The organism is Flavonifractor sp. An9, from assembly GCF_002161245.1.
In the GTDB taxonomy this organism is placed as follows: Bacteria; Bacillota; Clostridia; order Oscillospirales; family Oscillospiraceae; genus Flavonifractor; species Flavonifractor avicola.
On the sequence record NZ_NFHC01000010.1, the window covers coordinates 19,197 to 43,804 of the forward strand.

The following is a 24,608-nucleotide window of genomic DNA, read 5'->3' on the forward strand; positions in this document are numbered from 1 at the left end:
GGTAAACTGCTGTTGTCCATTATACATGAAAGTTCCGTCAGTTACAACTAAAACTTTAGAAAAATCGCGCAAACTCCCGGGTAAGGCAGAGGAAGGCCCCGCCGCAGAAGGGGCGGGGCCTTGGGACAGTTCAGCTTTGGTCCACGGGGATAGTCTGGCCGTTGAGGGTAATGGAAACCACCTGCTCCGGGTCGATGGGCTGATCGAAGGCCCAGGTGGCCCACCAGCTGTTTCCATCCGCATACGTTGGGGTCAGGACGGTGCCGTCCTTCAAAACGACCGTAGGAGTAAATTTCTCCAGTGTAATAAAGCGGAGTGTCTTTCCATCCTCCAGGTACATGGTATCCTGATCACAAACCAGAGTAAGGCTCAGCGGGGAGAGTTCCAGGGCCTGGGCCATGACAGAGCCCTCCGACTCAAGATCAGCAGGCAATGCAAGGGAGATGGAAAAATACTCAGATTCCACTGTCTGGAGTGGAATTTCTATGGTCCACTCCCCTTCCATCGGTTTACTCAGGGCAGAATAGTCCACCAGCATCTCCACCTGGGTCAGCCTGGGCAACTGCTCGGGGCCAAAGCCCTCCAGACAGTAGGGCCAGACATCCCTGTCCGTCCTCATCAGGGAACAACTGATCTGCGTGGTCTCATCCAGCCGATTCCCGTCCAGGTCCCGAGCCGTGAAATAGACCCGCACCATCCTGCCGTCAGCCAGGGCCTGGGCCGCTTCGATCCGGACCCCCTGATCCTCACAGGCGGCCTCCACCTCCGTGGCATAGGAGGTCCGGCTGCCCAGGTCGTTCTGGATGGCCTGCCAGAGGGTGGGCCCCGCCGCCAGGGCGGTAACGGTAAGGGCGGCGGCAGCGGCTGCCGCCACAAGCCCCCGGCGGGTAAGGCGGCGGGGCCGGGCCTTCTCCCCGGACAACGCTTTTCTCATCCGGTCCCGGGTACCCTCCACCAGCGCCCGGTCCGGAGCAATCTCGTCAAATTTGGCGCGATAGTCATGCTCAAACACAGGAATCCCCTCCTTCTTCCAGATAGTCCCACAGCTGCCGCCGGACCCGCATCAGGCGCATCCGCACGGCGGACTCCTTCTTGCCCAGCAGCCCGGCAATCTCAGGGGTGGAGTACCCCTCGTAGTAGTAGAGATGAACCACCACCCGCAGCTCGGGAGACAGCCTGTCCAGGCAGGCGTCCAACTCGCTTTCTCCCTCCGGCGGCGGCGCCGTCAGCTCCCCCGTGTCCTCCAGGGGTTGGGTCCGGCGGCGGAAGGGATTACGCCAGTAAGAGTTGGCACAGTTGATGGTCACCCGGCAGAACCAGGCTTTTTCGTGTTCCTCAGTTTCCAGCTGGGGACGCTTGGCCACCAGGCGGAGAAACACCTCCTGAAACACGTCCTCCGCCCCCTCCCTGCTGCGGGTGCGGGCAAAGGCCTGTCGGTAAACCAGCCCTGCGTACCGCTCCAGCAGCTCCTCCGCCCGGGCATTGAACCCGCCGGCATCCTTCTTCACATGACCCCTCCTCTCCAGGTGTTTGAAAAGGCCTTTCACCTGAACTACGCGCCAGCCCTCTGTTTCGTCACATCCAAATAGAAAAAGCGCAGGCCCGCAGCCTGCGCTTTCTCAAAATAATTACGGTTGCACGATCTCGCTGCCGTCCAGCGGCACGGTGTAGGCGGTGCAGCTGGCGGTACCGTCAGGGCCAGGGGTGACCTGCTCCAGCTGGCACAGCCAGCCGGTACCCTCCTGGTTCAGTCCGGCGCACATCAGCTTGGTGGTAGTGCCGTCCTGAGCAGTGGGGCCGGTCATGGTCCCGTCCTCACCCACGGTCAGCTCGTCGGTGTTCCAGCCCAGCCAGGCGGCCAGCTTGTACAGGGCTTCCGTCTGGGTAAGACCGATCTGGGTAAGCGTGGGATTCACGGTGGCCTGGGTCGTCTGGACGCCCCGGTCGTCCGGGGTCACGCTGTAGGGTTCAGCTCCAGTTCCAGCAGGTGTCTGGGACGCAGCAGCAGGCTCCGTGGTCTTTGTGCTGCCCTCTCCGGAATAGCTCTGACCGCCCTGCTGGCTGTCTGTCCCCTGACCGGAGCTGCCGCCGGCAGTCTGATCCTCCTGATTGCCGCTCTCTGCCTGGGCCTGGGTGGGCTGGGGCACGATCTCTCGGGTCACCGGTCCCTCCTCATCGCCTCCGGCAGGCAGGTTGCTCTCCACCGCCACGGAAATGCTGCCGGGGGCCTGCTCGCCGCCCCGGAAGCCGCCGGTGCGCCACTGGTCCATAACCCCAGCGCCCACCAGCACCAGGGCGGCCACCGCCGCCAGGGAGGCCAGGCTCCGCCAGCGCCACTGCCGCTTCTTGCTCTGGAAGGGAGTGACCTTGGAGGTATGGATCTGGTCCATAACCCCCTCCTTCAGCCCGGCAGGGGGCTGAGCGGCCAGCTGGGGTAATTCCTCATGGAGCTCCTTCAGATCCTCCGCAAGGGTCCGGCACGCCGGGCACGCCGACAGGTGCTCCTCCAGCCGGGCAGTCTCTTCCTGGGTCAGAGGTCCGTCCAACCGGGCGCTGATTAGTTCCAGCGCCTCGTCACAGCTCAGCATATCGTTCCCTCCTCTCCGTTTTGGGGGAAGTTCCCCCTTGTTCATGGTATAGACGTGGACGAATCAAAAAAGTTCCCCTGTTTTTTCAAATAGTTTCGCAGAGCCAGCCGGGCACGGGCAATGCGGGATTTCACCGTGCCTTCCTCCAGACACAGTACCTGGGCGATCTCGCCGTAGGACAGCCCCTCCAGCTCCCGGAGGATGAGCACCCGCCGGTGCTCCGCCGACAGGGTGCTGAGGCCCGCCCGGAGCGTCTCCTGCCGCTCCCGGCGCTCAGCTTCCACATGGGGGGAGAACCGCTCGTCGGGCAGTTCGGCCTGCCTGGCCTCCTCCTCATCATCCAGAGAGATGGTCATGGACAGGGCGCTGCGCCGCTTTTCCCGGCGGAGAAAATCAATGCACACATTGCTGGTCAGCCGGTACAGCCAGGTAGCAAAGGAGCTGTCCCCCTGAAACTTGCCCAGCCCCTTCCAGGCGTTGAGAAAGGCCTCCTGACTCAGCTCCAGGGCATCGTCCGGGTTGCCTGTCATCCGCAAGGCCAGATTGTAGATCCGTCCCTGATTCTGCTCCACCAGGGCGGCAAAGGACTCCTCGTCCCCCTGCTTGGCCCGCTGGACCAGCTCCCATTCCGCTTTCATGCCTTTCTCACCCCTTTCTCTATCTTGTACCCGCCGCCGTTACCGGTCCGGCTCGTCTTTCAAATCCCGTTTGATGCCCGCTGTCACCTTGTAGATATCCTCCAGGGTGGACACATGGCTGATCTGCTCCTTATAGTATCCGGCGTGGGGCACCCCCTTCAGGTACCAGGCGTAGTGCTTCCGGGCCTCCAGGCAGGCAATGTGTTCCCCCTTCTGGGCCGCCGACAGCTCAAACTGCCGCACCGCCGTGTCGCACCGCTGGGCCAGGGGCGGCAGAGGCGGGATCTCCTCCCCCGCCAGCGCCGCATTGGCCCGCTGGAACAGCCAGGGATTGCCGAAGCAGCCCCGGCCAATCATGGCCATATCCGCCCCGGTGTACTTGAGGATGCGTACCGCGTCCTTGGGCTCAAATACATCGCCGTTGGCGATGACCGGAATGGAAACCGTCTCCTTCACCGCCCGGATGTAGTCCCAGTTGGCGGTGCCGGAGTACATCTGGGTGCGGGTCCGTCCGTGGACCGCCACGGCAGCCACTCCGGCCTCCTCCATGGCTTTGGCAAACTCCACGCAGTTGATGGAGCCCTTGTCCCAGCCCAGACGGAACTTCACCGTCACCGGCCTGCCACCGGCGCCCCGGATCACCGCCTCCGCCACCTTCACAGCCAGCTCCGGGTTCTTCATCAGCCCCGAGCCGTCGCCGGAATTGGCCACTTTAGGCACCGGGCAGCCCATATTGATGTCGATGATATCGGCGCCGGAGCGCTCCGCGGCCATACCCGCTGCCTGCTCCATACAGGCCGGGTCGCTGCCGAAGATTTGCACCGCCGCCGGGTGTTCCCCCTCCCCCAGCTGAAGGAGCGGAACCGACTTTTTGTCCTGATAGCACAGGGCCTTGGCGCTCACCATCTCCGTAATGGTATAGCCCGCCCCCAGCTCCCGGCAGATGGTCCGGAAGGCCAGGTCTGTCACTCCCGCCATAGGAGCCAGCGCCAGCGCCGAATTTATCGTGATATTGCCAATTTTCACAGTGTCCCCCGATGTGTTATAAATAGTAGCGTAACAAGCGTATCATACCACAGGACAGGAAATCCGGCAAGGTTGTTTCCCCGTCGGGTATCCTCCGCTTGATTTAAGATGAAAATGAAGGAGCGTTCTAACATGGATAAGTACGTCTGCGATCTCTGCGGCTATGTCTACGATCCCGCTGAGGGTGACCCCGACAACGGCGTAGCCCCCGGCACTTCCTGGGAGCAGGTTCCCGCCGACTGGGTGTGCCCCCTGTGCGGCGCCGGCAAGGACCAGTTCTCCAAGCAGTAAGCTTTTCCCCCCGCCGCATTCCGCCTGTCTGACGGTTGTTCCGTCGGACAGGCGGTTTTCTTTTTTTGCATCAATTCCATTCCAAAATTTCATGTACAAAAGCGTTCCTCTTTTCTGTCAAATGATTCTCGTTTGGTTTTTCCCGGTTATTTTGTAAATTTTATTTTTTATATTCCAAAAAGTAATCATTTATTCTGCCATTATGCTATATATTTCTTTCGTCCGTTCCCCGGCTCTGCATGATTGATGTATGCTTTTTTCATTTTCTGCTACTCCTCGCATCTGATTTCAGGCGGCTGGAATTCTGCTTCTCCCCATTGACAGAACCGATGTGGGCCTCTTATAATGGCCTCGACGAACTCAAAAATGACCCAATTTTCCTATGGAAGGGAGGCCCTATTTTGGAACATCTGTTAGCGCCGCTGGTGGGGGATGCCTCCCCCGTGACCGTGATCGGCCTGTGCAAGAACGCGGGCAAGACCACCGCCATGCGCCGCCTGATGGCCGAGTTGGGGGACGAGCGGCTGGCCCTCACCTCGGTGGGCCGGGACGGAGAGCGCACCGACCTGGTCACCGGGACCGAGAAGCCCGATCTGTACCTGAAAGCCGGCGATCTGTTCGCCACCGCCCGGGGCATGATCACGCTGTGCGACGCCACCCTGGAGGTGGTGGACCTGACCGACGTGATGACCCCCCTGGGACCGGTGGCTATTTTCCGCACCCTGTCTGACGGCTATGTCCAGCTGGCCGGTCCCTCTGCCGCCGGACAGCTGCGCCCCCTCACCGCTCGCTTCATGGAATTGGGGGCCCAGCGGGTCCTCATCGACGGGGCCGCCGGACGAAAGTCTCTGGCTGGCGCCGGTGTGGAAGGCGTGGCCCTGTTGTGTACCGGTGCCTCTCTGGACCGGGATATGGACCTGGTGGTATCGGAGACCGCCCACACCTGCTGGCTCTTTGACCGGAAAGTGCCGGAGCACGCCGGCCTGCGTTCCGCCCTGGAGGGCGTGGAGGACCGCTTCGCCCTGTTCGAGCTGGACGGCACCCCTCTGGAGTTGCCCCTGGACGAAGGCGGCAGCCCCAAGTGGAACAAGCTGCCTCGCCGCCCCCTGGCGGTGTGGGCGTCGGGAGGGGTTACCGACCCCCTGCTCAAAACCCTGGCCCGCCGGGGCGCTCCCACTACCCTGGTCACTCAGGACGCCACCCACCTGCTGGCAGGCCGGGCCGCCCTGGAGCTGTTCCAGCGCAACGGCGGCCAACTGGCTGTCCGCCGGGAGCTGACCATCGCCGCGGTGGCTGCCAATCCCTGGTCTGCCTACGGCTGGCACTTTGAACCGGATAAATTCATCTCCGCCCTGCGGCAGGCCATCCACCTGCCGGTGGTCAACGTGAAGGAGGATCATGATGGAACTGACGCATGAACTGCGGGAAAACGCAGGGTTTCAGTGGGTACTGAACCGGCTGAGTCCCATGTCGCCGTTCGGCAAGGCAGCCGCCCGTTCCCTGCGGTGGTACGGCCCCGGAGAGGAGGCCGCCCTGGAGGAGGAGCTGGACAATGTGGCTCTGGCCATGGAGCTTTGGAACGCAGGCACCACCGCCCCTCAGACCGAGGGCTGCGGCTGCGGCCCGGTGCGGCTCACCGAGGCCGAGCGCAAGGACGCCGCCGCCGCTCTGCGGGGTGTCACCCGCTGCCTGCCCCTGTTTCACGACATCCGGGGCTCTTTCGACCGGGACCCCGGCGCCCCCTTCGATCTGGTGGAGCTCTTTGAGATCAAGCATTTCCTGGTCACCCTGGAGCAGCTGGTCCAGGCCTACGCCGCCCTGCCCCCCATGGCCGGGCTGTCCTTCCCCTCCCTGGCTGACGCCCTGGAGCTGATGGACCCGGAGGGACGCCGTCTGCCCACCTTCTCCGTTGTCAATTCCTACCACAACGACCTGGCACCCCTGCGCGCGGAGAAGGCCAAGCTGGAGAAGGCCATCCGCATGACCATGGAGGACAAGCGGGGCCCCCTGATGGAAAAGCGCCGTGTCCTGGCGGTGGAGGAGGATAAGCTGGAGCTGGAGGTCCGCCGGATGCTCACCGGCAAGCTGATGGCCTACAAGCAGGCCTTCCTGGACAACATGGAGACTCTGGGCCGTCTGGATCTCATCGTGGCCAAGGCCAAGCTGGCTCTGCGGTACAACTGTGTCCGGCCCGCCCTCAGCGCCGACAAATCCATCACCCTCCGGGGGGTGCGCCATCCCCAGGTGGAGGAGGATCTGGCTAAGCGGGGCGAACAGTTCACCCCGCTGGATCTGGATCTGAAACCGGGCTGCACCGTCATCACCGGCGCCAACATGGGCGGCAAGACCGTGTCTCTCCGCTCCACCGTGCTCTCCCTGCTTCTGTGCCAGTGCGGCTTCTTCGTCTTTGCCCAGTCCGCCACCCTTCCCCTGTTCCACCGGGTGGAGCTCATCCTGGCCGACAGCGGCCCCGGCGCCGGCGGCCTGTCCTCCTTCGGCAAGGAAGTCCATCTGCTGGACAAGCTGCTGCGGGAAACCCACGGCCAGTTCTTCTTCGTGGCTCTGGACGAATTCGCCCGGGGCACCAACCCCCAGGAGGGCGCAGCCCTGGCCCGTGCTCTGGTGCGTCACCTGAGCAGTCTGGACTGCGTGGCCCTCATGACCACCCACTACGACGGGGTGTCCGACGTGGCCGCCGCCCACTACCAGGTGGCCGGTCTGGTGCGGGACATCCAGGGCGACGAGGGGGACGATCCCCGCAAGCGGATCGCCCGCCGGATGGACTACCGCCTCCTCCCCGCCCCTCCCGGAGCCCCCTGTCCCCGGGACGCCCTGCGTGTCTGCCGTCTGCTCAAACTGGACGATACTCTCATGGATCTCTTCCAGGCCGATCTGTAAATTTTCCCTGCTCCGGCAGGCAGTTCACGCCGCCTGCCGGAGTTTTTCTTCTTCCAGTTCTGGTTACCATTTGGTAAGCGCCGTCCCGCTGTAGCGCACAAAAGTCTGTGGGGTAGAGAAGAATTTTGTTGGCCTAATTTTTCAAAAAATAGTTGACAAACAAAAACGGCTGGGTTATAGTGTTTTTGTCAAAAGTAAATAACACGCATGGATAGAGGCGCGGAGCGCAAGGTAGCAGAGCAATGATAAGGGCAGGCGAGCCCGATGTACTCTGTGAATGTCCGCTCCGCCGAAGGGGGACGTGAATCGTACAGCCCTCCCCCTGAGCCGTGGGCCCAGCGCTTACGGATTGTCATGAGTCACATGAAGCGCTATTTGTGTCTGAACGAGAGTTTCCCCTCCCGCGGACATGAGTAGTGTTTTTTTGTTCATGAAGCGCTATCTCGCCGGAGGAATACATCTTCTGCCGGCGGGGTAGCTTTATTTTTTCGAGGAGGCGTGTCATGGAAAAGCTTATCATTACCGCGGCCATCTGCGGCGCAGAGGTCACCAAGGAGCACAATCCCGCTGTCCCCTATACCGTGGAGGAAATGGTCCGCGAGGCTAAGAGCGCCTTTGACGCAGGCGCCGCTGTCATCCACGTCCACGTCCGTGAGGACGATGGTACCCCCACTCAGGACCGGGAGCGGTTCCGGGTGATCCTGGACGCCATCAAGGAGGCCTGCCCCGGCGTTATTTTGATCCCCTCCACCGGCGGCGCCACCGGCATGACTCCTGAGGAGCGGCTCCAGCCCACCGAGCTGTGCCCCGAGATGGCCACTCTGGACTGCGGCACCTGCAACTTCGGCGACGACATCTTCGTCAACGATATGCCCACCATGCGTGCCTTCGGCAAGCGCATGATCGAAAACAACATCAAGCCCGAGTATGAGTGCTTCGAAATCGGCCACCTGGACACCATCGTGAACATGGCCAACAAGGGCCTGGTCCCCGGCGCTCCCATGCAGTTCAACTTCGTGCTGGGCGTGTCCGGCTGCACCCCCGCCACCGTGGGCAACCTGGACTACCTGGTGAAGCAGATCCCCGCCGGTTCCACCTGGACCGTCACCGGCATCGGCCGGGGCGCCTGGCCCATGGTTGCCGCCGGCATCGTGATGGGCGGCAACGTCCGCGTGGGCTTCGAGGACAACATCTACCTGGAGAAGGGCCACAAGGCCGCCTCCAACGGCGAGCTGGTCGCCAAGGTGGTCCGCCTGGCCAAGGAGCTGGGCCGCGAGATCGCCACTCCCGATGAGGCCCGGAAGATCCTGTCCCTGGCCTGATCTCATTCCTTTGTTTTACTTATCTCCCCAACCATATATCTCCCCAACCAAACATTAAACGAAACAGGAGGAACTTTCTATGCAGAAGAAAGGCAACAAGTACGGCACTCACCGCGTCATCGAGCCCAAGGGCCTGCTGACCCAGGCTGCCAAGAAGATCGACAACACCATGGAGTGCTACTCCAATGAGATCCTGTGCGACGTTTCCGCTCTGAACATTGACTCCGCTTCCTTCACCCAGATCTATGAGGCCTGCGAGAAGGACCTGGCCAAGACCGAGCAGATGATCCTGGATATCGTCAATGAGCGCGGCAAGATGCAGAACCCCGTCACCGGTTCCGGCGGTATGTTCATCGGCACCGTCCGTGAGATCGGCGAGGATCTGCAGGGCAAGATCGACCTGAAGGTGGGCGACAAGATCGCTTCTCTGGTCTCCCTGTCCCTGACCCCCCTGAAGATCAACAAGATCAAGGCCATCCACCCCGAGATCGACCGCGTGGACGTGGATGCCCAGGCTATCCTGTTTGAGTCCGGCCTGTATGCCAAGCTGCCCGACGACATGAGCGAGGAGCTGGCTCTGGCCGCTCTGGACGTGGCCGGTGCTCCCGCCCAGACCGCTAAGCTGGTGAAGCCCGGTGACTCCGTGCTCATCCTGGGCGGCGCCGGCAAGGGCGGCATGATGTGCTGCTACGAGGCCATGAAGCGCGTTGGCCCCACCGGTAACGTGGTTGCCCTGGTCATCTGCCAGGAGGACGCCGACCTGCTGAAGAGCATGAACCTGTGCCACCACGCCATCGTGGGCTCCGCCACCAACCCCACCGAGGTGCTGGAGAAGTCCCTGGCCGTCAACAACGGCAAGGAGTACGATGTCTCCATCCTGATCGTGAACGTGCCCGCCTGCGAGATGGCCGCCATCCTGCCCGTCCATGACAACGGCGTGGTATACTTCTTCTCCATGGCCACCGATTTCGCCAAGGCCGCCCTGGGCGCCGAGGGCTGCGGCAAGGACGTCACCATGATCGTCGGCAACGGCTACACCAAGGACCACGCCGAGATCACCCTGTCCGAGCTGCGTGAGAATCCCCAGCTGAAGGCCTACTTCGAGAAGAAATATCTGTAAGATATTCTGAGCTGTCTGTGCAGCTCGGACACCAGCGCCAGCTGGCCGCGCCTTTTGGCGCGCAGAACGCGCAGCGTTCCCGCAGGGGCAATTCAGTTGCCCCGAGGATGTCAAATCACGGGGCCCCCGCGCAATGGAACATTGCGTGGGGCACTGCGTGAGAATCCCCAGCTGAAGGCCTACTTTGAGAAAAAGTACCTGTAAGTTCCTGTTTTACCGATTTCCAGATTATTTCCCATTTACTTTGTGACTTACCTGTCCCATCGACAGATGAGCTGATTGATGTGATCGTTCTGCGGCCGACGATTCCGGTCCGGTCCTGCCGGAGAAACTCTCCTCCCCAACCCTTTCTCCCCCCGTTCCGGTTTCCGGTCCCTGACGCCTGTGAATGGCACATCCCCACACTGATTTAGAAAGGATGACCTTGTTATGGTAGAGTCCCGCCGTAAGATCCTGTTCCCCGATGTGACTGACGAGCAGTGGAACGACTGGCATTGGCAAGTCAAGAACCGCATCGAGACTCTGGAGGACCTGAAGAAGTATGTGGATCTGACCCCCGAGGAAGAGGAAGGTGTTAAGGCCTGCCTCGGCACCCTCCGCATGGCCATCACTCCTTATTATCTGTCCCTGATTCAGCCCGGCGATCCCCACGATCCCGTCCGGCTGCAGGCCGTCCCCACTGCCAAGGAGCTGCATCAGTCCGCCGCCGACCTGCTGGACCCCCTGCACGAGGATGAGGACTCCCCCGCTCCCGGTCTGACCCACCGTTATCCTGACCGCTGCCTGCTGCTGATCACTGACCAGTGCTCCATGTACTGCCGTCACTGCACCCGCCGCCGCTTCGCCGGTCAGAACGACGCCGGCCTGCCCGTGGATCAGGTCGATCAGGCCATCGAGTACATCCGCAACACTCCCGTCATCCGTGACGTGCTGCTCTCCGGCGGCGACGCTCTGCTCTGCTCCGACGAGCGCCTGGAGTACATCATCGCCAAGCTGCGTGAGATCCCCCACGTGGAGATCGTCCGCATCGGCTCCCGTACCCCCGTGGTGCTGCCTCAGCGTATCACTCCCGAGCTGTGCAATATGCTGAAGAAGTATCATCCCATCTGGCTGAACACCCACTTCAACCATCCCAACGAGATCACCCCCGAGTCCGCCAAGGCCTGCGCCATGCTGGCTGACGCCGGTATCCCTCTGGGCAACCAGAGCGTGCTGCTGGCCGGCATCAACGACTGCGTCTACACCATGAAGAAGCTGGTCAACGAGCTGGTCAGAATCCGGGTGCGCCCCTACTACATCTATCAGTGCGACCTGTCCATGGGCCTGGAGCACTTCCGTACTCCCGTCAGCAAGGGCATCGAGATCATCGAGGGCCTGCGCGGCCACACCTCCGGCTTCTGCGTGCCCACCTTCGTGGTGGACGCCCCCGGCGGCGGCGGCAAGACTCCCGTCATGCCTCAGTACGTCATCTCTCAGACCCCCAAGAAGGTCATCCTGCGCAACTACGAGGGCGTTATCACCACTTACACCGAGCCCGAGCACTACACCGATTGTCAGTGCGACTACTGCACCGGCAAGAAGAAGAAGGAGCTCATGGGCGTGGCCGGCCTGGAGCGCGGCCAGGCGCTCTCCATGGAGCCCGCCAACCTGGAGCGTCATAAGCGCTCCCACCACGAGGAGTAATCCAGATAAATACAGCGGATCGCCGCCCAACCGCGGCGATCCGCTGCCCCCCGTTTTGAACTGAAAAAGAATGGAAGTGATCGATGTTGGAATCCAAGCTGAACCTTGATTTTAAGCTGGTGGAACAGGCACGCGCTCACGCTTCCCGTGTGGCGGACGACACCCAGCGTTTCATCGACGGCTGCACCACCGTGGCCGTGGAGCGTACCATCTGCCGCCTGCTGGGCATCGACGGTGTGGACGCCGGCGACGTGCCTCTGCCCAACGTGGTTGTGGAGCACCTGATGGACAAGGGCGCTCTGCCCCAGGGCGCCGCTTTCTGGATCGGCAACGCCATGGTGGAGACCGGTAAGGATCCCCAGGCCATCGCCGAGGACGTGGCCAACGACAAGCTGGACCTGACAGCTCTGCCCACCCACAGCGAGGCCGAGATCCACGCCGCTCTGGATCCCATTGTGGAGGCCAGCCTGGCCAAGATCCGCGCCCGCCGCAAGCGCCGCGAGGACTTCATCGCCACCCACGGCGGCGAGAAGCAGGGCCCCTGGATCTACCTGATCGTTGCCACCGGCAACATCTATGAGGACGTTGTGCAGGCTACCGCCGCCGCCCGCCAGGGCGCCGACGTTATCGCCGTGATCCGTACCACCGGCCAGTCCCTGCTGGACTATGTGCCTTACGGCGCCACCACCGAGGGCTTCGGCGGCACCTACGCCACTCAGGAGAACTTCCGCCTGATGCGTGAGGCCATGGATAAGGTGGGCGAGGAGCTGGGCCGTTACATCCGCGTGTGTAACTACTGCTCCGGCCTGTGTATGCCTGAGATCGCCGCCATGGGCGCCTTCGAGGGTCTGGACGTGATGCTGAACGACGCTCTGTACGGCATCCTGTTCCGCGACATCAATATGCAGCGCACCCTGGTGGACCAGTCCTTCTCCCGCGCCATCAACGCCTATGCCGGCGTGGTCATCAACACCGGCGAGGACAACTACCTGACCACCGCCGACGCTGTGGAAGAGGCTCACACCGTGCTGGCCTCCCAGTTCCTTAACGAGGCCTTCGCCCTGCGGGCCGGCCTGCCCGAGGAGCAGATGGGTCTGGGTCATGCCTTTGAGATTGACCCCGACGTGGAGAATGGCTTCCTGTATGAGCTGGCCCAGGCCGAGATGGCCCGGGAGATCTTCCCCAACGCTCCCCTGAAGTATATGCCTCCCACCAAGTTCATGACCGGCAACATCTTCCGCGGCCACGTTCAGGACGCCCTGTTCAACATGGTGACCATCCTGACCAACCAGAAGATCCACCTGCTGGGCATGATGACCGAGGCCATCCACACTCCCTTCCTGTCCGACCGTTTCCTGGCCATCCAGAATGCCCAGTACATCTTCCGCACCATGCACGACCTGGGCAGCGAGATCGTGTTCAAGGAAGGCGGCATCATGCAGAACCGTGCCGCCGACGTGCTGCACAAGGCTACCGATCTGCTGGGCCAGATCGAGCAGCTGGGCATTTTCGAGACCCTGGAGCGGGGCATCTTTGCCGACATCAAGCGTCCTCGCGACGGCGGCAAGGGCCTGGACGGCGTTGTGACCAAGGCCGCCGGGTACTTCAACCCCTTCCTTGAGCCCATGATGAAAGGGGGTGCCGGCAAATGAGTTCCGGACTGTATCAGATTCGCGATAAGGACCTTGACACCACGCTGGACCTGACCCGGCTGAAACCCTATGGCGACACCATGAACGACGGCAAGGTGCAGCTCTCCTTTACCCTGCCCGTTAAGGACGACGACAAGGGCGCCGCGGCTGCCGTGCTGATGGCTCAGAAGATGGGCCTGGCCGATCCCAACGTGGCTCTCCGCCAGAAGCTGGACGAGGCCTTCACCTTCTATGTGGTGTACGGCTCCCTCACCCACTCCATCAACTACAACGAGATCGTGGTGCAGACCGTGGCCGACGAGGCCATGAGCATGGACGAGACCGATGAGTTCCTGAAGGAGCGGCTGGGCCGCAAGCTGGTGGTGGTAGGCGCCTCCACCGGCACCGACGCTCACACCGTGGGCATCGACGCCATCATGAACCGCAAGGGCTTTGCCGGCCACTACGGCCTGGAGCGCTACGAGATGATCGAGGCCTACAACCTGGGTTCCCAGGTGCCCAACGAGGAGTTCCTCAAGAAGGCTGCCGAGGTCAACGCCGACGTGCTGCTGGTGTCCCAGACCGTGACCCAGAAGGACGTCCACATCCAGAACCTCACCGAGCTCATCGAGCTGGCCGAGGCCGAGGGTGTCCGCGAGAAGTACATCTTCTGCTGCGGCGGCGCCCGTATCACCCACGCTCTGGCCAAGGAGCTGGGCTATGACGCCGGCTTTGGTGCCGGTACCTACGCTGACGACGTGGCCACCTTCTGCGCCAAGGAAATGGTCCGCCGCCTGGGTAAGTAACCCAAATCTCAATTGTTTCGATTTTTCCTCTTTTTCCCCTCTTTTTCTCTGTAGGACAACGGGGCCCCAGACGGGGCCCCGTTGTCCGTTTTGCGTAAAAAAACGCCGGGGCTGCTGCCCCGGCATTTTTTGCTACCTTATATAATAGAATTACAGCCCCAGCCAGGCCTTCAGATCCCCAAGGTCCTCCGCCACATGATCCAGCGGCAGGCCGCTGGCTTCAAAGTCCTGCCGGGTAGTGGTACCGTTGAGAACGGCGCAGAAATGGGCCCCGGCCCGGTGGGCGGTCTCCGCATCAATGAGGGTATCCCCGCAGTAGAGCACATTTTCCGGCTTCAGGCCCAGCTCTGCCAGGGCTGCCAGCAGCCCCTGGGGATCCGGCTTGGGCCGGTCCACTTTGTCACCTCCGGTGAGAGACACCAGGTACTGCCGCACTCCTCTGGCCTCCAGCACTGCCGTCAGTGTGTCGGTGCGCTTGGTGCTTACCACACCCGCCGGGATGCCCGCTTCCTTCAGGGCGGCAAGCAGTTCCGCCGCGCCGGGGAAGAGTTTGGTCACCTGCACCTGGAGCGGTCCAGCCTTCTCGGTGTACAGCTTCCGAAACAGGGCCCGCTGCTCGGGCCGCTGGTCTCCGGTGAGGGTGGTATAGCCGTCCTCCAGAGTCATACCGATGGTGTGGCGCACCGCCTCCCGCTCCGGCTCCGGCAGACCCATCTGCTCAAAGCCGTACTGGAAACCGGCCACAATGGCCTCTGTGGCATCCCCCAATGTATAGTCAAAATCAAAAAATACCCCTTGAAAACTCATGATTCCTCCAAAAATCATTCGTATTGCTTCCGCCCTGTGGTGCTGGGGATATGCAGCTCATCCCGGTATTTGGCTACGGTGCGCCGGGACAGAGGGCAGCCCTGGGCGGTCATCATCTCACACAACTTCTGGTCGGACAGAGGCTTTTTCTTGTCCTCTCCGGCGATGAGCTTTTTCAGCAGGGCCTTGGCCGCGTCGGGAGAGGCGGCGTCCTCACTGCTGGTCCCCAGGCTGCGGGAGAAGAAGTAGCTCAGGGGATACACCCCCATGGAGCACTGGATGTACTTGTCCTTTACCGCCCGGCTCACCGTGGACTCGTGGACCCCGATGCGCCCGGCCACGTCGGCCAGAGACATGGGCACCAGATGGCCCGGTCCCTGCCGGAAGAAGGCCTCCTGCAGCTCCAGGATGCACCCGGCGCAGGACATGAGGGTGGAGCGGCGCTGCTCAATGGCATGGACCATCCACTTGGCCTGCTTGACCTTTCCGGTGAGATAATCCTTCACCTGCTGGTCATCGCTCTCCTTCAGCAGACGGGTATAGTACCCGCTGATCCCCAGAGTGGGGAAATAGTAGTCGTTGGTCAGCAGCTCGAAGTGATCGGGAAAGCTGACCACGATGATATCGGGATTGATGTAGGTCAGGTTCTCTCTGGCGGCAAATCCGGTGCCCGGCCGGGGATTCAGGGTGCGGATCAACTCGCAGGAGGCCCGCACCTCCTCCGGGGTTGCCTTCAGCTCCCGGGCAATGAGGCCGTAGCGGCTCTTGGACAGGGCATCCAGCTGGCTCTCCACAATACGCACTGCCAGCTGGTCCACCGGCGTACGGCGCACCAGCTGGAGCCGCAGGCATTCGGACAGGTCCCGGGCCCCCACGCCGGCGGGCTCCAGGGACTGGACGGCAGCCAGCGCCTGCTCCAGCACCTCCACCGGGCAGCCGTAATCGGCAGCCAGGGCATCCAAAGGCTCATCCAGCCAGCCGTTGGCGTTGAGGCTCTCCACCAGGAAGGTGCCGGCCTCCATGACCTCCGGCGGCAGATCCAGCACCTTGAGCTGGGAGAGCACATAGTAATACAGGTTGTCCTCCCGGTCCTCCATGGTACCGTAATTGCCCAGCCGGTCGTCCTCCTCTTCGGTATCCTGCTGGTGATAGTAACGGTTCTGAGGGTCGGTGGATTCCAGCCACTCCAGCTTGCGGCGGAGCTGATCGCTCTCATCCGCCTTGTCGTACCGCTCCTCCGGCTCCAGCACCGGATTCTCCTGCACGGCCTCCTCAATGTATTCCAGCAGCTCCTGAGACCCCATCTGAAGGATCTCCATGGACTGCATCATCTGGGGAGAGAGGGTCTGTGTCTGCTTTTGTGTCAGGTTCAATTCCAAGGTAACTTCCTCCCTTCGCCCATTTTCGCGGTTTCTCGGAAGAAAGTATATCATGGAACCCCCTCACATTTCAACATCTCGCCCGGTAGAAAATACTTCACTCCCGGGGCGCCAGCAGCTGCTCGGCTCCATAGCGCAGGCAGCGGCGCAGCCGGGACTCTCCCCGCTTGATGTTGCGGGACACGGTGGATTTATCCACACCGGTCAGCTCGGCGATCTGCCGCATATTGAGCCCTTTTTCATAATAGAGCAGCATACACTCCCGCTGCCGGGGGGTTACATCCTCCTGGAGGGCCCGCATCACATTGCGGCGCAGCCGCCCCATCTGCTCGGAGTTATCCTCCGCCATGACCTGAGCATAGACTGCCATATCGGCGGCAAACTCTTTCCCTCTCCTATATCGTGTACCGGACATTGCAGTGATACCCCCTGTCGTAATAGCGCTCACACAGGACCGCCAGGTCCCGGGCCTCTCGCCACATGGCCTCCAGATGGCGAATGCGCTGTTCCAGCAGCCGGCGTCCGTGCTCGTCCACCGCGGCCGTCCTTCGGCTCTCCAGCAGCTGCACCCGCTGCCGCAGGGTCTCCGCACCTGCCCGATATTGAATCGATAACTCCTGTAATGTCATGCCTAGTCCCCTTCTCTCTGTCGGTAAGCTCCGCCCGGCAGAGCGGGCAAAGCTCCCGCTCCTGGCCATACAGCTCCGCGCCGCAAAGGCGGCACCACTCTGCCGGCGGTACCCGCTGCACATCCCGCAGCGGGTCTGTCCACACCCGTGGCCGGATACCCATTCCTCCTCCAAAAATTTTTTAAAAAATTTTGTTCTTTCTCTTGACAAATCCCCTTCTCCCTGATAAAATAACATTCGCTGTGGACGAGCTGGTCTGCTGGTGTAGCTCAGTTGGTAGAGCAGTTGATTTGTAATCAACCGGTCGGGGGTTCGAGTCCGTCCACCAGCTCCAACAAGTTCATATGGAGGAGTTCCCGAGTGGCCAAAGGGGGCAGACTGTAAATCTGTTGCGATTCGCTTCGGTGGTTCGAATCCACCCTCCTCCACCAAAAATGTCTCGCCAGAAGGCGGGGCATTTTTTATTTTCCTCCCCAATCGGGATGCCTCGCCGGACGGCGGGGCTTTTTTCTTCCCCTGCGTTTCTCCCCTCTCCGAAATAAATCTCCGATTGGTGATGAACTTATCCAAATATGGAACTTTCGTTCCATCGCATAGCCATAATAGCACCAAACGGAGATAAAAGTCAATCATTTTTTGTCGAAGTATGTTGCGTTTGGTGATAAAATGTGATAGAATAGACCCACAAATTGGACAGGAGGGAACATGGTATGGAGCAGGAGAGCACCTTCGGCGCCCGTCTGCGCAGCCTGATGGAAGAGTCCGGCCTCAGCTATGAACAGCTGGGGGACCGGCTGAATATGAATCCCCAGACTCTGAACCGCTATGTCCTGGGCCAGCGTGAGCCCAAAATCGGCACCGCCGCCGCCATTGCCCGCTCCCTTGGGGTAGACCCGCTGTGGCTGCAGGGTTTCAACGTCCCCCGCCAGCCCCCCTGCCCTGCTCGCCGGGAGCCGGTGGTACCCATACTCGGTGTCATCCGGGCGGGCTCCCCTATTCTGGCCAGCCAGCAGATCGAGGGCTATGCCGCTGCCGACGTGCCCGATCCGGAGGAGCATTTCTATCTTCGGGTCACCGGCGACAGCATGATCAACGCCGGTATCAGGGACGGGGATCTGGTGCTCATCCGGCGGCAATCTACGGCGGAGAACGGTCAGATCGTGGCCTGTCTGGTGGACGGCGAGGATGCCACCCTGAAGCGGTTCCGCTGCCAGAAGGGTATGGTAATCCTTCAACCGGAAAATCCCTGCTATGAGCCCAAAATCATTCCCCTGCGGGACTTCGAGCAGGGGTTGGCCCGCATCGTGGGCATAGCCGTCAAACTGGTGCGGGAATTATAACAAAGGAGCGATACCATGCTGACAGATGATTGGATGCTGCGGCAGGTGGACGGGCTGGCCCGTTCCCTGGCCAAGCTGGTTTTGAAGAAGGACTCCGCCGACTATCTGCCCACCGGTGCGGAGGAGGACGCAGCGCTGGATGCCCTCCATCTCCGACTGGTGGAGCGGCTGGCCGCCGGCGATGTGGGCGGCGGAGAAGATCTGCTCTTTCAGGAGAGCGACTGGGACGACCTGCGCTACCTGGAGGTGGCAGTGGACTTCTATGCCCGCGCCAACACCCTCACCGACGACCAGCTGGACCAGGCCGGCTTTGACCGGCAGGAGCTGCAGGAGGGCCTGCAGGAGCTGGCGGCCCGTTACGGTGTGATTCTGTAAGGAGGATACCCCTATGAAACTCTGTTTTTCCCAGATGGAAGAAACCCCCATGCCTCAGTTCAAGGGGGGCAAAAAGACCACCTACAGCCGTTTTGTGGACGACTGCGTCAACCACATCATGATGAACCGTCTGGAGCCCGGCGCCTCCATCGGCCTGCACACCCACACCGGCAACAGCGAGGTCATGTACATCCTCTCCGGCACCGGAAAGGCCATCTGCGACGGCGTGGAGGAGCGTCTGGGCCCCGGCGACTGCCACTACTGCCCGGAGGGCCACGCCCATACCCTCATCAACGACGGCGGGGGCGACCTGGTCTTTTTCGCCGTGGTGCCTCAGCGCAACTGAACAAAAAAGGGGGTTATAGAAGCATGAAGAAAGCCATCAATTATATCCTGCTCCTTATGCAGGTGATTGCGGTGGTATGTAATTTATTGCTGTTGCTTTTCCCACAATTACGCAGCTGCACGGCCATTTATCTGATCGTTATTTTGGGGTATGGATGCGGTGTAGCATTGAGCATCCGCTTCCTCATTCAACGCGAAAACCAACAAAAGTAAGAGGATGGCGTATCTATAAAAAAGCGGCGGACGCATGGCGTCCGCCGCTTTCTTACTGTTCCTGCCGGTACTGTTCCAGCTCCAGCTCATCCTTGATCTCCAGGCCCCGCTCGCCGGCCAGGCCCTCCACATGGTGGGTAAACTCGTGGGACAAGGTGGTGTACAGCTCGTCCTCCCAGTCCTCATGCGTCCAGTCCTCCTGCTCCGCCAGGGCGGCAAAGGAGCCGTAGTAGAGGTTGATGTACCGCCCCATCATGTCGTTGCAGTACTCCCCCATGATGTAGAGGTCCTCCCCCGCCGGGTCCTCCACCGCCTCAGGCAGCAGGGAGATGCCCCCGTTCAGGTCCTGATAGAACTCCTCCGGGAATTCCTCCGCCATTTCGTCCAGCAGGTCCCCCACCTGGTCAAAGCTGAGAATCATACCGCTCCCTCCTTGGGCTTTTTCATGGTGAGAGAGATGCGCTTCTTTTTCTCGTCCACCTCCAGCACCCAGACGGTGACGATGTCCCCCACGGCGCACACCTCGCTGGGGTGGCGCACCCGGCGGTTGGACAGCTGGGAGATGTGGACCAGTCCGTCCTGGTGGACGCCGATGTCCACAAACACGCCAAAGTCGATAACGTTGCGCACCGTGCCGGTGAGCTCCATCCCCGGCTTCAGGTCCTTCATCTCCATTACGTCGGTACGCAGAATGGGCTTGGGCAGCTCGTCACGGGGGTCCCGGCCCGGCTTGAGCAGCTCCTTCACGATGTCATCCAGGGTGGGCAGGCCCACGCCGCAGGCTTCTGCTGCCTTTTCCCTGCCGTAAGTCTTTACCCGGTCAGACAGCTCGTCAATGGTTCCTGCCCCCACATCCTTCAGGGTGTAGCCGCACAGCTCCAGCAGCTTCTGGGCCGCCTCATAGCTCTCCGGGTGGACGCCGGTGTGGTCCAGCACGTTTTTGCTCTCCGGCACCCGCAGGAAGCCGGCGCACTGCTCGAAGGCCTTGGGGCCCAGCTTGGGCACCTTGAGTACCCCCTTCCGGGTGGTAAAGGCGCCATTCTCCTCCCGGTACTTGACGATGTTCTTGGCGGTGGTGTTATTGAGGCCCGCCACATAGGCCAGCAGGGGCGCCGAGGCGGTGTTCAGGTCCACGCCCACCGCATTGACGCAGTCCTCCACCACGCCGCCCAGGGTCTCGTCCAGCCGTGCCTGGGGCATATCGTGCTGGTACTGGCCCACGCCGATGGACTTGGGATCGATCTTCACCAGCTCGGCCAGGGGGTCCTGGAGCCGCCGGGCAATGGACACAGCGGAACGCAGATTCACGTCATAGTCGGGGAACTCCTCCGCCGCCAGCTTGGAGGCGGAATACACCGAAGCGCCCGCCTCGTTGACGATCATGTAGCTCACCCCGCCGCCCAGCTTGCGGATCATCTCCACTGCCATCTGCTCGGTCTCCCGGCTGGCGGTGCCGTTGCCAATGGCGATGTGGGCCACGCCGTGCTTGCGGATGAGCTTGGACAGGATGTCAATGGCCTCCTGCTTCTTCTTTTCATTGAAGGTGGGATACACCACCGCCGTGTCCAGCACCTTGCCTGTGGCATCCACCACCGCCACCTTGCAGCCGTTGCGGTAGCCCGGGTCCAGGCCCATGGTGACAAAGCCCTTCACCGGCGGCTGCATCAGCAGGGGTTTCAGGTTGAGGCCGAACATCTTGATGGCCCCCTCGTCGGCCTGTTCGGTAAGCAGGTTGCGCATCTCCCGCTCCACCGAGGGGAAGATGAGCCGGTCGTAGGCGTCCTCGGCGGCTGCACGCACAAAGGCCATAGCGGGGGTGCCGGGGTTGAGCACCCGCCGACGGACGGGGATGAGGGCGGCTTCCCGGTCCATCTCCACGCTCACCTTCAGGATATCTTCCCGTTCGCCCCGGTTGATGGCCAGGATCTGGTGGCCCTGGAGGCGGTTGATGGGAGACCGGAAGTCGTAGTACAGCCGGTATACCGTGTCCGACCGCTCCTTAGCCGCGGCGGCGGATGCCAGATAGCCCTTCTTCCACACCAGCTCCCGCAGCAGCTTGCGGATGTCGGCGTCGTCGGAGATGCGCTCTGCAATGATGTCGTTGGCGCCCTGGAGGGCGTCCTCCACCGTCTCCACACCCTTCTCCGGGTCAACATACCCGGCGGCAGCTTCTTCCGGCACAGGGCCGTCCATGGCCTGAGCGAAGAGCAGATCGGCCAGGGGCTCCAATCCCTTCTCCTTTGCCATGGTGGCCCGGGTGCGCCGCTTCTGCTTGTAGGGGCGGTATAGGTCCTCCACCTCCGCCAGGGTGGCGGCGGAGTCAATGGCGGCGGAAAGCTCCTCCGTCAGCTTGCCCTGGGCCTCAATGGCCCCCTTGACCTCCTCCCGCCGCTTGTCCAGGTTCCGCAGGTATTGCAGCCGGTCGGCCAGGGTGCGCAGGGTGGTGTCGTCCATGGCGCCGTGGAGCTCCTTGCGGTAGCGGGCGATAAAGGGAATGGTGTTGCCCTCGTCGATGAGGTTCACCACGTTCTGAATGTATGTCTCCTTCTGGCCCAGTTCCCTGGCCAGGATCTGAATGATGGTATCCATAGCGTTCTCCTTTGCAGCGGGCTTGTCATCAATATTTTACCCGGTTTTGGACCGCAAGTCCAGGGTATCTCCTTGCTTTCCCCCGTCGTTGTGTGTAAAATCAAGGGGAAAGAAGGGGGAGAGATGTTATGAACCAACGCCTTTATGAGATCGACCAGGCCATCGATGCCCTGACCGCCGCCCAGGCCCGCCGCAAGCAGCTGGATGCCCAGATCGAGGAACTCCACCGTCAGCGGGGGGAGCGGCAGGCCAAGGTGGACGAGACCGCCCAAAGCTTCCGCAAGGAGCAGGACGACGTGGACAAGCTGGAGAAGGGCGGCGTGCACGCCTTTCTCCTTACCCTGATTGGTCATAAGGAGGAGCGGCTGGACAAGGAGCGCCGGGAGGCTCTGGCCGCCAAACTCCAGTACGACCAGGCCAGGTCGGACCTGGAATATCTGGAGAACAAGCTCAACGGCCTGATCCGGGAGCGGGACGGCCTGCGGGACGCCCCTGAGCAGCTGGAGGCACTGTGGACGGAGAAGGCGGAGCTGGTGAAGGCCATGGGCGGCCAGACAGGGGCCCGACTGGTGGAGCTGGACCGCCAGCTGGCCGACCTGTCCCACCAGCAGAAGGAGCTGGAGGAGGCCATATCCGCCGGTGAAAACGCCAAACGCCTGCTGGGCCAGGTCCAGGACGATCTGGACAGCGCCCGCAGCTGGGGCACCTGGGATATGCTGGGGGGCGGACTGATCGCCACCATGGCCAAGTATGACCGGCTGGACAGCGCCCAGTCCAGCATCCGGGCGGCTCAGCGGGCCCTGAGCGACTTCCGCACCGAGCTGGCCGATGTGAGTCAGCTCCAGGTGCCCAACATCCAGATCGGGGAGTTTGCCACCTTTGCCGATTACTTCTTTGACGGCATTTTCTCCGACTGGTACGTCCAGTCCAGCATCAAAACGGCCCAGGAGGGGGTATCGGAGGTCCACATGAAGCTGACCGCCGCACTCCGGGATCTGGAGGCCGCCTCCCAGGACCTGAACGACCAGCAGGCTTCTCTGAAGCGGGAGCGGGAAGAGTTGCTGGATTCCGTCTCATCTTAAAGCGCAAAAGAGCCGGCCTGCCAATGGGGCAGGCCGGCTCTTTGCTTGCGTTCGCCCGGCTTAAATGGTAGCCAGCCGGTAGGTGGTGGTGTGGCGGTACTCCTCCCCCGCCCGCAGGATGGGGCTGGGGAAACCCTGGTGGTGGATGGCGTCGGGCCATCCCTGGGTCTCCAGGCAGAAGGCCGACCGGGGCCCGTACACCGCCCCGTCCTTGCCGGGCACGCCGTCCAGATAGTTGGCGGTGTAGAGCTGGAGGCCGCACTGGGTGGTGTAGCACTCCAGGCACAGCCCGCCGCCCATGACCCGGGCGGCCAGCCCCAGAGGGGCATTGGGCTGGGTCCGCAGCACAAAGTTGTGGTCGTAGCCGTTGCCCAGGGTCAGCTGGGGATGCTGCATGGCCAGTCCCTGAAGGAACTCCCGGGGGAAACGGAGGTCAAAGGGGGTGCCCTCCACCGCCAGCAGGGACCCGGTGGGGGTGCTGTTGGCGTCGTTCTCGGTGATAGCGCTGGCATACACCTGGACCCGCTGTCCCTCCAGGGACCCAAAGTTGTGGCCCATCAAATTGAAGTAGCTGTGGTTGGTCAGGTTACACAGGGTATCCTTGTCGCTCTTGGCCCAGTAATCCAGGGAGAGTACGCCGTCGGCGGTGAGGTCGTAGCTCACCCGCACCTCCAGGGTGCCGGGGAAGCCCTCCTCCCCGTCGGGGCTGGTGTGGGAGAGCACCAGCCTGCCCTCCCGGACCGCCGCCTCCCACACGGCCTCATGAAAGCCGTGAACACCGCCATGGAGGCAGTTGGGGCCGTTGTTGGCGGCCAGGGGGTAATGGACCCCGTTCAGGTCAAAGGAGGCGCCGCCGATGCGGTTGGCCACCCGGCCCACCAGGGCGCCGAAGTATTTGTCCTGCTTCTCATAGTCGGCCAGGGTGTCGCACCCCAGCACCACGTCTCTGTCCTCCACCATAAAGCTGCGGAGGATGCCGCCATAGGTGAGGATCTTGGCCGTATAGCTGCCCGCCTGAGCGGTCCACTGTTCCACTTCCTTGCCCCCGGCGGTGACGCCGAAAGGTTCTCTTGTCCAGTCTGCCATGGTTCCACCTTTCTCCCGGCCGAAGCGGGCCTCCCCTTCCTGTGAGCACAGCCCGCTCCGACTGATCATTCCACTCCATATCCGGTCCCGTTCCCGGGACAGCCTTACAGGAAATGATAACATATTTTGCGTCCCATGCCAATAGCCAGACGCTCCGCAAGGGCACTTCTTGCCGGCAGTCTGCCGGTTGTTTTTTGCCTGTGCAACAGATCGCCATCTGGCGCTGTTTATGGATCATAACGGTCCAAGCAAAAACAAGGAGGAATGTGCATGGCAAACTATACGGAACATTATCAGCTTCACCAGTGGGAACCGGGGGACGCATTTCTGCGGACCGATTTTAATGAGGATTTGGAGAAGATCGATGCTGCGTTGGAGGACAAAGGAAACTGCCGGATTGCCACCGGCAGCTATGCAGGCACAGGGGAATACGGCAACTCTCACCCCAACACCATTCAGCTGCCTTTCCCGGCCCAGATCGTCTTGTTGGATGTATCTACCTGCCACAGTTTTAACTCTACACCTGAGTATTACTTGCTGTTTCGGCAGGCATCCAGTTTTATTCCGAACGACACATCTAACGGGGCCAATGTCCTGAGCTGGAGCGACAGTTCAGTATCCTGGCACTATACCGATTCCCACAGCGATGGTCCTTTTTACCAGTTTAACAAGAGTGGCCAAACCTACCACTATATTATAATTGGATAAAAGAAGGGTCCTGCCAGAGGCAGGACCCTTCTTCAGTGTTTGGATAATGCTG

26 protein-coding genes, 2 tRNA genes and 1 riboswitch are annotated in these 24,608 nt (G+C 61.6%); of the genes, 16 read left to right on the forward strand and 12 right to left on the reverse strand.

Features of this window, described 5'->3' with window-relative positions:
- Nucleotides 1–130 precede the first annotated feature (130 nt).
- From B5G40_RS08130 to dusB, 5 genes are all read right to left on the reverse strand, one after another.
- Nucleotides 131–1,012, reverse strand: coding sequence for a DUF4179 domain-containing protein (locus B5G40_RS08130; protein WP_087399294.1), 882 nt, complete (start codon nt 1,010–1,012; stop codon nt 131–133).
- On the reverse strand, nt 1,005–1,508 hold the full coding sequence (locus B5G40_RS08135) for an RNA polymerase sigma factor (RefSeq protein ID WP_242959332.1): 504 nt from the start codon (nt 1,506–1,508) through the stop codon (nt 1,005–1,007). Before B5G40_RS08135 ends, B5G40_RS08130 begins: the two co-directional genes overlap by 8 nt.
- Before the next feature lie 120 nt (nt 1,509–1,628).
- Nucleotides 1,629–2,588: an anti-sigma factor family protein gene (locus tag B5G40_RS08140; RefSeq protein ID WP_087269873.1), complete on the reverse strand. Its 960-nt coding sequence runs from the start codon at nt 2,586–2,588 to the stop codon at nt 1,629–1,631.
- Nucleotides 2,589–2,629: 41 nt separating this feature from the next.
- A complete protein-coding gene (locus B5G40_RS08145) occupies nt 2,630–3,226 on the reverse strand; it encodes an RNA polymerase sigma factor (RefSeq protein WP_087269876.1) in 597 nt (198 codons plus the stop codon).
- Between the two features lie 39 nt (nt 3,227–3,265).
- A complete protein-coding gene (gene dusB / locus B5G40_RS08150; protein ID WP_087399295.1) occupies nt 3,266–4,252 on the reverse strand; it encodes a tRNA dihydrouridine synthase DusB in 987 nt (328 codons plus the stop codon).
- Nucleotides 4,253–4,384: 132 nt separating this feature from the next.
- Here dusB and rd point away from each other — a divergent pair, with 132 nt between their 5' ends.
- From rd to B5G40_RS08190, 8 genes are all read left to right on the forward strand, one after another.
- Nucleotides 4,385–4,543 carry a rubredoxin gene (gene rd, locus B5G40_RS08155; RefSeq protein ID WP_087399296.1) on the forward strand — a complete coding sequence of 53 codons (159 nt, stop codon included), beginning with the start codon at nt 4,385–4,387 and terminating at the stop codon, nt 4,541–4,543.
- 401 nt (nt 4,544–4,944) lie between these two features.
- Nucleotides 4,945–5,961 (forward strand): hypothetical protein, encoded by a 1,017-nt coding sequence (locus B5G40_RS08160; RefSeq protein ID WP_087399297.1) that lies wholly within the window; start codon nt 4,945–4,947, stop codon nt 5,959–5,961.
- A complete protein-coding gene (locus B5G40_RS08165) occupies nt 5,945–7,441 on the forward strand; it encodes a MutS-related protein (RefSeq protein WP_087399298.1) in 1,497 nt (498 codons plus the stop codon). The genes B5G40_RS08160 and B5G40_RS08165 overlap by 17 nt, the downstream gene beginning before the upstream one ends.
- Nucleotides 7,442–7,645: 204 nt before the next feature.
- Nucleotides 7,646–7,823, forward strand: a riboswitch (Lysine riboswitch).
- Between the two features lie 121 nt (nt 7,824–7,944).
- Nucleotides 7,945–8,763: a 3-keto-5-aminohexanoate cleavage protein gene (locus B5G40_RS08170; RefSeq protein ID WP_087188347.1), complete on the forward strand. Its 819-nt coding sequence runs from the start codon at nt 7,945–7,947 to the stop codon at nt 8,761–8,763.
- Nucleotides 8,764–8,842: 79 nt separating this feature from the next.
- Nucleotides 8,843–9,883, forward strand: a complete 1,041-nt coding sequence (locus B5G40_RS08175) for an L-erythro-3,5-diaminohexanoate dehydrogenase (protein WP_087188348.1) — start codon at nt 8,843–8,845, stop codon at nt 9,881–9,883.
- 429 nt (nt 9,884–10,312) lie between these two features.
- Entirely contained in the window at nt 10,313–11,566 is a 1,254-nt protein-coding gene (gene ablA, locus B5G40_RS08180; protein WP_087269892.1) for a lysine 2,3-aminomutase, read from the forward strand.
- Between the two features lie 83 nt (nt 11,567–11,649).
- Nucleotides 11,650–13,218, forward strand: a complete 1,569-nt coding sequence (locus B5G40_RS08185) for a lysine 5,6-aminomutase subunit alpha (RefSeq protein ID WP_087188350.1) — start codon at nt 11,650–11,652, stop codon at nt 13,216–13,218.
- A complete protein-coding gene (locus B5G40_RS08190) occupies nt 13,215–14,003 on the forward strand; it encodes an OAM dimerization domain-containing protein (RefSeq protein WP_087188351.1) in 789 nt (262 codons plus the stop codon). The genes B5G40_RS08185 and B5G40_RS08190 overlap by 4 nt, the downstream gene beginning before the upstream one ends.
- Before the next feature lie 150 nt (nt 14,004–14,153).
- Here the strand turns inward: B5G40_RS08190 and B5G40_RS08195 are convergent, their stop codons facing one another.
- From B5G40_RS08195 to B5G40_RS08210, 4 genes are all read right to left on the reverse strand, one after another.
- Entirely contained in the window at nt 14,154–14,810 is a 657-nt protein-coding gene (locus B5G40_RS08195) for an HAD family hydrolase (protein ID WP_087270005.1), read from the reverse strand.
- Nucleotides 14,811–14,824: 14 nt separating this feature from the next.
- Nucleotides 14,825–16,189 (reverse strand): RNA polymerase factor sigma-54, encoded by a 1,365-nt coding sequence (rpoN, locus tag B5G40_RS08200; protein WP_087399299.1) that lies wholly within the window; start codon nt 16,187–16,189, stop codon nt 14,825–14,827.
- A gap of 97 nt (nt 16,190–16,286) precedes the next feature.
- Nucleotides 16,287–16,559, reverse strand: coding sequence for a sigma-70 family RNA polymerase sigma factor (locus B5G40_RS08205; RefSeq protein WP_087188353.1), 273 nt, complete (start codon nt 16,557–16,559; stop codon nt 16,287–16,289).
- A gap of 25 nt (nt 16,560–16,584) precedes the next feature.
- Nucleotides 16,585–16,818 carry a hypothetical protein gene (locus tag B5G40_RS08210; RefSeq protein WP_087269898.1) on the reverse strand — a complete coding sequence of 78 codons (234 nt, stop codon included), beginning with the start codon at nt 16,816–16,818 and terminating at the stop codon, nt 16,585–16,587.
- 258 nt (nt 16,819–17,076) lie between these two features.
- On the opposite strand from B5G40_RS08210, the gene B5G40_RS08215 reads away from it, so the two are divergent.
- The 6 genes from B5G40_RS08215 (at nt 17,077) to B5G40_RS08240 (ending at nt 19,091) form a co-directional block, all read left to right on the forward strand.
- Nucleotides 17,077–17,152: transfer RNA gene (locus B5G40_RS08215), tRNA-Thr, on the forward strand.
- A 12-nt stretch (nt 17,153–17,164) separates the two neighbouring features.
- Nucleotides 17,165–17,249, forward strand: a tRNA-Tyr gene (locus B5G40_RS08220).
- A 279-nt stretch (nt 17,250–17,528) separates the two neighbouring features.
- Nucleotides 17,529–18,158, forward strand: a complete 630-nt coding sequence (locus B5G40_RS08225) for a LexA family protein (protein ID WP_087269901.1) — start codon at nt 17,529–17,531, stop codon at nt 18,156–18,158.
- Nucleotides 18,159–18,173: 15 nt separating this feature from the next.
- The gene (locus B5G40_RS08230; protein ID WP_087188356.1) at nt 18,174–18,533 is read left to right on the forward strand and encodes a DUF6483 family protein; all 360 of its coding nucleotides are present in this window, start codon (nt 18,174–18,176) and stop codon (nt 18,531–18,533) included.
- 13 nt (nt 18,534–18,546) lie between these two features.
- On the forward strand, nt 18,547–18,879 hold the full coding sequence (locus tag B5G40_RS08235; protein WP_087399300.1) for a cupin domain-containing protein: 333 nt from the start codon (nt 18,547–18,549) through the stop codon (nt 18,877–18,879).
- A 23-nt stretch (nt 18,880–18,902) separates the two neighbouring features.
- A complete protein-coding gene (locus B5G40_RS08240) occupies nt 18,903–19,091 on the forward strand; it encodes a hypothetical protein (protein ID WP_087269907.1) in 189 nt (62 codons plus the stop codon).
- Between the two features lie 52 nt (nt 19,092–19,143).
- Here the strand turns inward: B5G40_RS08240 and B5G40_RS08245 are convergent, their stop codons facing one another.
- Together B5G40_RS08245 and B5G40_RS08250 are read right to left on the reverse strand one after the other, a co-directional pair.
- Nucleotides 19,144–19,512: a metallopeptidase family protein gene (locus tag B5G40_RS08245; RefSeq protein WP_087399301.1), complete on the reverse strand. Its 369-nt coding sequence runs from the start codon at nt 19,510–19,512 to the stop codon at nt 19,144–19,146.
- Nucleotides 19,509–21,680, reverse strand: a complete 2,172-nt coding sequence (locus B5G40_RS08250) for a Tex family protein (protein ID WP_087399302.1) — start codon at nt 21,678–21,680, stop codon at nt 19,509–19,511. Before B5G40_RS08250 ends, B5G40_RS08245 begins: the two co-directional genes overlap by 4 nt.
- Nucleotides 21,681–21,808: 128 nt before the next feature.
- Here B5G40_RS08250 and B5G40_RS08255 point away from each other — a divergent pair, with 128 nt between their 5' ends.
- Nucleotides 21,809–22,762 (forward strand): hypothetical protein, encoded by a 954-nt coding sequence (locus B5G40_RS08255; protein ID WP_087399303.1) that lies wholly within the window; start codon nt 21,809–21,811, stop codon nt 22,760–22,762.
- 60 nt (nt 22,763–22,822) lie between these two features.
- Here B5G40_RS08255 and B5G40_RS08260 read toward each other — a convergent pair whose 3' ends face one another.
- The gene (locus tag B5G40_RS08260) at nt 22,823–23,848 is read right to left on the reverse strand and encodes an aldose epimerase family protein (protein ID WP_087399304.1); all 1,026 of its coding nucleotides are present in this window, start codon (nt 23,846–23,848) and stop codon (nt 22,823–22,825) included.
- A 270-nt stretch (nt 23,849–24,118) separates the two neighbouring features.
- Between B5G40_RS08260 and B5G40_RS08265 the strand changes: the two genes are divergently transcribed.
- Nucleotides 24,119–24,556 (forward strand): hypothetical protein, encoded by a 438-nt coding sequence (locus B5G40_RS08265; RefSeq protein ID WP_087399305.1) that lies wholly within the window; start codon nt 24,119–24,121, stop codon nt 24,554–24,556.
- Nucleotides 24,557–24,608 lie beyond the last annotated feature (52 nt).

Coding starts and splice junctions, on each gene's coding strand:
- B5G40_RS08175 (WP_087188348.1), top strand. CDS start 8,843: ATGCAGAAGAAAGGCAACAAGTACGGCACTCACCGCGTCATCGAGCCC.
- B5G40_RS08140 (WP_087269873.1), bottom strand. CDS start 2,588: ATGCTGAGCTGTGACGAGGCGCTGGAACTAATCAGCGCCCGGTTGGAC.
- B5G40_RS08240 (WP_087269907.1), top strand. CDS start 18,903: ATGAAGAAAGCCATCAATTATATCCTGCTCCTTATGCAGGTGATTGCG.
- B5G40_RS08170 (WP_087188347.1), top strand. CDS start 7,945: ATGGAAAAGCTTATCATTACCGCGGCCATCTGCGGCGCAGAGGTCACC.
- B5G40_RS08195 (WP_087270005.1), bottom strand. CDS start 14,810: ATGAGTTTTCAAGGGGTATTTTTTGATTTTGACTATACATTGGGGGAT.
- B5G40_RS08230 (WP_087188356.1), top strand. CDS start 18,174: ATGCTGACAGATGATTGGATGCTGCGGCAGGTGGACGGGCTGGCCCGT.
- B5G40_RS08205 (WP_087188353.1), bottom strand. CDS start 16,559: ATGGCAGTCTATGCTCAGGTCATGGCGGAGGATAACTCCGAGCAGATG.
- B5G40_RS08190 (WP_087188351.1), top strand. CDS start 13,215: ATGAGTTCCGGACTGTATCAGATTCGCGATAAGGACCTTGACACCACG.
- B5G40_RS08165 (WP_087399298.1), top strand. CDS start 5,945: ATGGAACTGACGCATGAACTGCGGGAAAACGCAGGGTTTCAGTGGGTA.
- B5G40_RS08265 (WP_087399305.1), top strand. CDS start 24,119: ATGGCAAACTATACGGAACATTATCAGCTTCACCAGTGGGAACCGGGG.
- B5G40_RS08235 (WP_087399300.1), top strand. CDS start 18,547: ATGAAACTCTGTTTTTCCCAGATGGAAGAAACCCCCATGCCTCAGTTC.
- B5G40_RS08225 (WP_087269901.1), top strand. CDS start 17,529: ATGGAGCAGGAGAGCACCTTCGGCGCCCGTCTGCGCAGCCTGATGGAA.
- B5G40_RS08255 (WP_087399303.1), top strand. CDS start 21,809: ATGAACCAACGCCTTTATGAGATCGACCAGGCCATCGATGCCCTGACC.
- rd (WP_087399296.1), top strand. CDS start 4,385: ATGGATAAGTACGTCTGCGATCTCTGCGGCTATGTCTACGATCCCGCT.
- B5G40_RS08185 (WP_087188350.1), top strand. CDS start 11,650: ATGTTGGAATCCAAGCTGAACCTTGATTTTAAGCTGGTGGAACAGGCA.
- B5G40_RS08145 (WP_087269876.1), bottom strand. CDS start 3,226: ATGAAAGCGGAATGGGAGCTGGTCCAGCGGGCCAAGCAGGGGGACGAG.
- B5G40_RS08245 (WP_087399301.1), bottom strand. CDS start 19,512: ATGATTCTCAGCTTTGACCAGGTGGGGGACCTGCTGGACGAAATGGCG.
- B5G40_RS08210 (WP_087269898.1), bottom strand. CDS start 16,818: ATGACATTACAGGAGTTATCGATTCAATATCGGGCAGGTGCGGAGACC.
- B5G40_RS08250 (WP_087399302.1), bottom strand. CDS start 21,680: ATGGATACCATCATTCAGATCCTGGCCAGGGAACTGGGCCAGAAGGAG.
- ablA (WP_087269892.1), top strand. CDS start 10,313: ATGGTAGAGTCCCGCCGTAAGATCCTGTTCCCCGATGTGACTGACGAG.
- B5G40_RS08260 (WP_087399304.1), bottom strand. CDS start 23,848: ATGGCAGACTGGACAAGAGAACCTTTCGGCGTCACCGCCGGGGGCAAG.